Genomic DNA, 7,590 nt, shown 5'->3' on the forward strand with positions numbered 1-7,590 from the left:
GACACGCAATTCCTTCGTCTGCAAAATGTGGTCTGGACGCACCCTGTCACAGTTGGCGAGCGGCCTGTCGAGGTACACATCGGACTGTGCGAAGAGGAAGATGGCACGATCTCCTACGAGATCTTCAGCGGCGTTGACGCGAACATACACAGCCAAGGGCGTGCTGTCGTGATGGGCAAGAAACAGGTGGAGCAGTTGCCTGTTGAGGAGTTGAAGGCAGCTTGCAGCACGCGTGAGATCAGCGCGTCGGAGTGCTATGAGAGCTTTGCCGCGATGGGCTTGGAGTATGGTTCGGCGCAGCGTGCGCTCGATCTGTTGCAGGTCGGCGACGGGCAGATTCTGGCTCGTTTGACACTACCGTCGAGCGTGACGGGAACCGATTCGCAATACGTCCTGCACCCGAGCTTGATGGACGCGGCCTTGCAGGCGGCGATCGGGTTCCAGCTCGGCGTGGCACCGCTGAAGCCGGCGCTTCCGTTTGCGTTGCAGGAGCTTGACATCTATGCTCCTTGCACGTCTTCGATGTGGGCGCAGGTTCGCTACAGCGAGGGGTGCAAGCCGGGGGATAGCGTGCAGAAGCTCGACATTCGCCTTTGTGACGAGCAAGGCAACGTGTGTGCGCACATGAAGGGCTTTTCCTCTCGCGTGCTGGAAAATCAGGCCGACTCGGAGGTGTTCGAAACGCTCATGCTGGCACCGCATTGGACGGAACAGGCGCACGAACAGCAAGAGGCGACGGCCTATGCGGATCATCTCGTGCTGTCCTGCGAGTTCGAAGCTGACGTGCAAGGGGCGCGCTGCCTGACGTTGCAAGCGGATGAGAGAGACATCGAGGTGCGTTTTGAAGCATATGCGCTGCAGGCGTTGGGGGAGATTCAGCGCATCTTGCAAGGCAAGCCCAAGGGCAAGGTGCTGGTGCAGATCGTCGTGCCGGCCCATGCAGAACAACTTCTGCTCGCCGGGCTGTCAGGTCTGCTGAAAACCGCCCAGATGGAAAATCCGAACTTGATCGGGCAGCTGATCGAAGTCGATGAGCTCGAAGCGGTTGAGGAGAAGCTATTGGCAGATCGCAACAGCGGGAAGGAAGACCGCATTCGATATCAGGGAAGCTCGCGACAAGTGGCGGGCTGGCGCGAAGTTCGCGCATCCGCAGATGCCCTTTTGACACCGTGGAAAGAGGGCGGCATCTATCTCCTCACCGGCGGTGCGGGCGGTCTTGGACTGGTGTTTGCCAAGGAGATCGCCACACAGGCGCCGGATGCAACGCTGGTGCTCACAGGTCGATCCGTGCTGGGCGAGCCTCAACGAGAGGCGCTGTCCGAACTGGAGTCTCTGGGGGCGCGCGTGGTGTACAAGCAGGTGGATGTGACCGATCGAGCGGCAGTCGAGAAGCTGTTTGCAGAGCTGCGGGCGGATCATGGTACCCTGAACGGCATCCTGCACAGCGCCGGGGTGATCCGAGACAGCTTCATCATCAAGAAAACAGCGGCGGAACTGACGCAAGTGCTGGCACCGAAGGTGCGCGGGCTTGTGAACCTTGATGTCGCCAGCCAAGACATGGCCTTGGACTTCTTTGTCTTGTTCTCTTCGCTGTCCGGCGGCCTTGGCAATCCGGGGCAGGCCGACTATGCGGCGGCTAATGCGTTCATGGATCAGTACGCGGCGCATCGCAACAGACGGGTGGCCGCCGGGGATCGCCTTGGCCGGACGCTGTCGATCAACTGGCCGCTCTGGAAAGAGGGTGGCATGCATGTCGATCCGGAAACCGAGAAGATGATGATGCAGAGCCTCGGCATGATCCCGCTGCGCACCAAGAGCGGACTTCGCTCCTTCTATGAAGGCTTGGCATCGGGTCAGGACCAAGTGCTGGTGATCGAAGGAAAAGCGGAGCGCATCAAGAAGAAACTGCTGCCGGCATCTGTCTCCGTCTCGCCGTCCTCTGTCGCTGTTGCTGTCGATGACAAGGCGGACAGTATGAACCTGCGAGAGCGCGTGCTGGGCCTGCTGACTCAGACGGTTTCCCGTCTGCTCAAGGTCGATGCAGAAGAGCTGGATGCGGATGCAGAGCTGAGCGAGTACGGTTTTGATTCGATCACGCTGACCGAGTTTGCCAACGATCTAAACGAGGCGTACAAGCTGGACCTGCTGCCGACGATCTTCTTCGAGCATCCGACGCTGCATGAGTTTGCCGGTTATTTGGCCGACGAATTCCGAGATGTGTTCGCCTCGCGCTTGACGGCTCCTTCCTCCCCGGCTGCCCCCGTGCAAGCGGAAACGGCACGGGCGGAAGTCGCAGCGCCCCTGCTGCAAGAAGCGACTCCGACACGGGCGACGAGACAAAAGCGCCGCCCGCGTACCGCTGTGGTGCAACAGGCACAATCGGCGGTGACCGAGCCGATCGCCATCGTGGGGATGAGCGGGGCCTTCCCGCAATCCCGCGACATGCAGGAGTTCTGGCACAACCTTGTGGAAGGCATCGACTGCATCTCCGAGATTCCTCCGGAACGCTGGGATTGGAGAGCCTATTTTGGCGACCCGAAGACGGAAGCCAACAAAACGAACATCAAGTGGGGCGGCTTCCTCGACGAGACCGACAAGTTCGATTCGCTCTTCTTCGGCATCTCGCCGCTTGAAGCCAAGCTGATGGACCCTCAGCAGCGCCTTTTGATGACCTATATCTGGAAGGCGATCGAGGATGCGGGCTATTCGGCACAGAGCCTGTCGGGCAGCAAGACGGGGATTTTCGTCGGAACGGGAAGCAGCGGGTACAGCGGACTGGTCACGCAGGCGAACTTCCCGATTGAAGGGTACTCGTCCACGGGCGTCGTGCCGTCGGTCGGACCGAACCGCATGAGCTATGCCCTGAACCTTCACGGCCCGAGCGAGCCGGTGGAGACCGCTTGTTCAAGTTCGCTGGTCGCCATCCACCGCGCCGTCAGCGCGATGCAGAACGGCGACTGCGACATGGCGGTCGTCGGCGGTGTGAACACGATCGTAACCCCGGAGGCGCACATCAGCTTCAACAAGGCCGGCATGCTATCTGAAGACGGACGCTGCAAGGCGTTCTCGGACGCGGCGAACGGCTATGTGCGCGGCGAAGGGGTCGGCATGCTCGTTTTGAAAAAGCTGTCGGTTGCCGAGCGCGACGGAGATCATATCTACGGCTTGATTCGCTCGACGGCGGTCAACCACGGGGGACGCGCGAACTCGCTGACGGCTCCCAACCCGAAGGCCCAAGCGGACCTGCTGATCAACGCGTACGACAAAGCCGGCATCGACCCGCGGACCGTCACCTACATCGAGGCGCACGGAACGGGCACCGAATTGGGCGACCCGATTGAGATCAACGGATTGAAGAGCGCGTTCCAAGAGTTGTACAGAAGAACAGGGACGCAAGAGGTCGAGAGCGTTCACTGCGGGCTGGGTTCGGTGAAAACGAACATCGGCCACCTTGAACTCGCGGCCGGCATCGCAGGCGTGATCAAAGTGCTGCTGCAGCTCCGTCACCGGACGCTGGCACCTACGCTGCATTGCAAAACGGTCAATCCCTACATCCAACTGGAGGGCAGCCCGTTCTATCTCGTTCGGGAGGCGAAGCGATGGGAGGCTCTGCAAGACGCAGCCAGCCAAGACCTGCCGCGCCGTGCGGGCGTCAGTTCCTTCGGGTTCGGCGGCGTCAACGCTCATGTCGTGATCGAGGAGTATCTGCCGAAGGAGCAGCCGAGATCGAAGACGGAGACCTCCACCGAGAACCCGGTCGTCATCGCGCTGTCAGCCAAGAATGAACAGCGCCTGCAGGAGCAGGTGCGGCAACTGTGCAACGCCCTCGTCGCGCAGGAGTTTGCCGACGAAGAACTCGCATCCATCGCCTACACGCTGCAAGTTGGGCGCGATGCGATGGAAGAGCGCCTGGCGCTGGTCGTCACGTCGGTTGAAGAGATGGAGCGCAGATTGCAGGCGTTCTTGCAAGGGCAGACCGGGCTGAACGGTGTCTGGCGAGGACAGGTCAAGCGCGGCAAGGCGAGCTCGGCCGAAGCGGCCGCTCATCCGGAATCGCGAGGGGCGGAGCAGATCGCCGAACTCTGGGTGAAGGGCCAGTTTTCTGACTGGAACCGACTCTACGGCGAGAACCGACCGCGCCGTCTCAGCCTGCCGACCTATCCGTTCGCGAAGGAGCGCCACTGGATTTCGCAAGCGCAGGATGCCTATGAAGCGCTGCTGTTTGAACCGATCTGGACCGAGCAGGCGGTGGTCCCGCAATCTTCACCACCGTCTCTCGCGCAGCATCTTGTGCTGCTCTGCGAGGTCGAGGCGAAGCTCGATTCGTTGCAGTATCGCATCCTGCAAGCCGGCTCCGCTGCGCTTGCAGAACGCTTCCAAGCGTATGCGGCACAGGTGTTCACGGAGATTCAGACCCTTCTGCAGAACAAGCCGAAGGGCAAGGTGCTGATGCAGATCGTCGTGCCGTCACAGGCGGATTCGCAGCTGTTCACCGCGCTGTCCGGCCTGTTGCGAACGGCGCAGTTGGAGAACCCGAACTTCATCGGGCAAGTGATCGAAGTGGAGTCGGGCGCAGGGCTTGAAGCGAGACTGCAAGAGAACCTGCACGCCCTGCAAGACGACCATGTCCGCTATCAAAACGGCAAGCGTCTTGTTGCCGGGTGGCGCGAAGTGGAGATCGACCAAGAGCGCGCCCCGGTTCCGTGGCGTTCAGGAGGCATCTACCTGCTTACGGGCGGCGCCGGCGGGATCGGGATGATCGTCGCCGAGGAGATCGCACGGCAGGCCGCCAACCCGACCCTGATTCTCGCGGGCCGATCCCCGCTGTCGGACGCTGGTCAGGCCCGTCTGCGGAAACTGCGGGGCATGGGCGCATGCGTGGAATATCGACAAGTCGACGTGAGCTCTGCTCCTGAGGTGACACCCCTGATCGAAGGCATCTGTGAAAAATACGGCACCCTGCACGGCATCTTGCATGGTGCGGGCGTCAACCGGGATCAGTTCATTTTCAAGAAAACACAAGAGGAGCTGGCCGAGGTGCTGGCTCCCAAGGTTGCAGGTCTGGTGCATCTGGATGCGGCCAGCAAAGGCCTGAACCTCGACTTCTTCGTGCTCTTCTCCTCCGTCGCAGCCGTCTTCGGCAATCTCGGACAGGCCGACTACGCGACGGCGAACGCATTCCTGGATGCCTTTGCGAACTCTCGCGGCGGACGCATCTTGTCCATCAACTTGCCACTCTGGCAAGAGGGCGGAATGCGCGTTGACGAAGAGACGGAAAAGCTGCTGCTGCAACGCATGGGGATGATCCCTCTGCGAACTCAAACCGGGTTGCAGGCCTTGTATCGCGGTCTGGCAACCGGCAAAGATCAGGTGATGGTGTTGGAAGGCAAACGTGCACAAATCAAGCAGACCTTGCACTCAGAACCGGTTCACGCAACGTCCGCTTCCTCGACGGCGGTCCTACCGCCGCTGGAAGCAGCCCTGCTGCACATGGTTTCCGAGTTGCTCAACGTGAAGGGGAACGAGATCGATCCGGATGCCCAACTAACGGAATACGGCTTCGATCCGTACCTGCTCAGCGAACTGGCGCAGAAGATCAACCGTCAATACGGGCTGGAACTCACGCCGGCTTCGCTCTATGAGACCACGCTTCGTCAAGTGGCAGAACGCATCGAGGCACGCGCAGCCAAAGCCGAAGCCGCAGAGGTCGTCACGTCTGCCAAGGAGCAAGACGCCGCACTGCGCGCTAAGACCTTGCATGCGCTAAAAGTTCTCTTCAGCGAGACCACCGACATCCGCGCGAACCAGCTGGATGCCGAAGAGCCGCTGGAGAGCTACGGGATCGATTCGCTGATGATCTCCAAGCTCAACCAGAAGCTCGCCGTGATCTTTGGCGATCTGTCCAAGACGCTCTTCTTTGAATACCGCACGCTGGGCGCGCTGGCCGACTATTTTGTCGAGGAAGAACGGACGGCCTGCCAGCGGTGGACGGGGTATGAAGCACCCGTCGCAGCGGATGCATCTGTTGCACAGCCGCCGGCAAGACCGGTCGAACGGATCGCGCCTGTAGCGCCATTGCCGACGAAACCGAACGAGCGTGAACCGATTGCGATCATCGGGATCTCCGGCCGCTATCCCAAGTCGCCTTCGCTACAGCACTATTGGGAGAATCTAAAAGCGGGCCGAGACTGCGTCTCCGAGGTTCCGAGCGAACGCTGGTCGCTGGATGATTTTTACCATCCGAATCAAGACGAAGCGATGAGACAAGGCAAAAGCTACAGCAAATGGGGCGGTTTTGTAGACGGATTCGCAGACTTCGATCCGCAGTTCTTCAACCTGTCGCCCCGAGAGACGATCAACATCGACCCGCAGGAGCGCCTCTTCTTGGAAGAGAGCTGGAAGGCGCTGGAGGATGCCGGATATACCAAGGAGCGTATCGCGGACCAGCACGAAGGCCGCGTCGGGGTGTTTGTCGGCGTGACCAAAACCGGCTTTGAGCTGTATGGACCGGATCTGTGGAAGCAAGGGGAGAAGATCTTCCCGCGCACGTTTTTTGCTTCCGTTGCGAACCGCGTGTCGTATTTCCTCAACCTCAACGGGCCGAGCATGCCGGTGGATACGATGTGCTCCTCTTCGCTGAGCGCGATTCATGAGGCTTGCGAGCACTTGTATCGCGGGGACTGCGAGATGGCGATCGCGGGCGGGGTGAACCTGTACCTGCATCCTTCCACCTACGTGTTCCTCAGTGCGCAGCGCATGCTCTCGACGGACGGGCAGTGCAAGAGCTTCGGGCTGAACGGCAACGGATTCGTGCCGGGCGAAGGTGTGGGCGCAGTATTGCTCAAGCCGTTGTCGCAAGCGCTCGCGGACGGCGACCAGATTCATGCGCTGATCCGAGCCTCCCGCGTGAACCACGGCGGCAAGACCAACGGGTACACCGTGCCCAACCCGACTGCGCAAGGCGACCTGATCTTCGAGACCTTGGAGCGGGCCGGACTCAACGCGCGCCAAGTCAGCTACATCGAAGCGCACGGCACGGGCACAGAGCTCGGCGATCCGATCGAGATCACCGGGCTGACACAAGCTTTCCGACGCCATACGAAGGACACCGGATTCTGCGCGATCGGCTCGGTGAAGTCGAACATCGGACATCTGGAAGCGGCAGCCGGCATCGCGGGACTTGCGAAGATCGTCATGCAGATGAAGCATGGCCAACTTGCGCCGAGCCTGCATGCGCAAGAGTTGAACCCGAACATTCAGTTTGGGAAAACGCCGTTTGTGGTGCAGCAGGAGCTGACCGACTGGAAGCGTCCGGTGGTAGAGATCGACGGCAAAGAACAGGAAGGTCCGCGCATCGCAGGTCTGTCCTCGTTTGGTGCAGGGGGTGCCAATGCGCACATCCTCATTGAAGAGTACAGACCTGAGCAAGCGTCTGGGACGCAGGCGCGGGTCACGCCGCAGAACCCGGCTGTGATCGTGCTGTCGGCTCGCCAGGAAGAGCAGCTTCGCCAACAGGCTCTGCAGCTGCTGGCAGCCGTCGAGGACGGGCGAATCACGGAGGCCAATCTGTCCAATGCGGCCTACACGCTG

1 protein-coding gene is annotated in these 7,590 nt (G+C 60.8%); it reads left to right on the forward strand.

Going from position 1 to position 7,590, the window contains the following annotated elements:
* Positions 1 to 171: 171 nt before the first annotated feature.
* Positions 172 to 7,590 (forward strand): SDR family NAD(P)-dependent oxidoreductase (locus L696_RS0100285; protein WP_342447926.1); only part of this gene is annotated, 7,419 nt, incomplete at its 3' end.

The organism is Paenibacillus maysiensis (assembly GCF_000520815.1).
Lineage (GTDB): Bacteria > Bacillota > Bacilli > Paenibacillales > Paenibacillaceae > Paenibacillus > Paenibacillus maysiensis.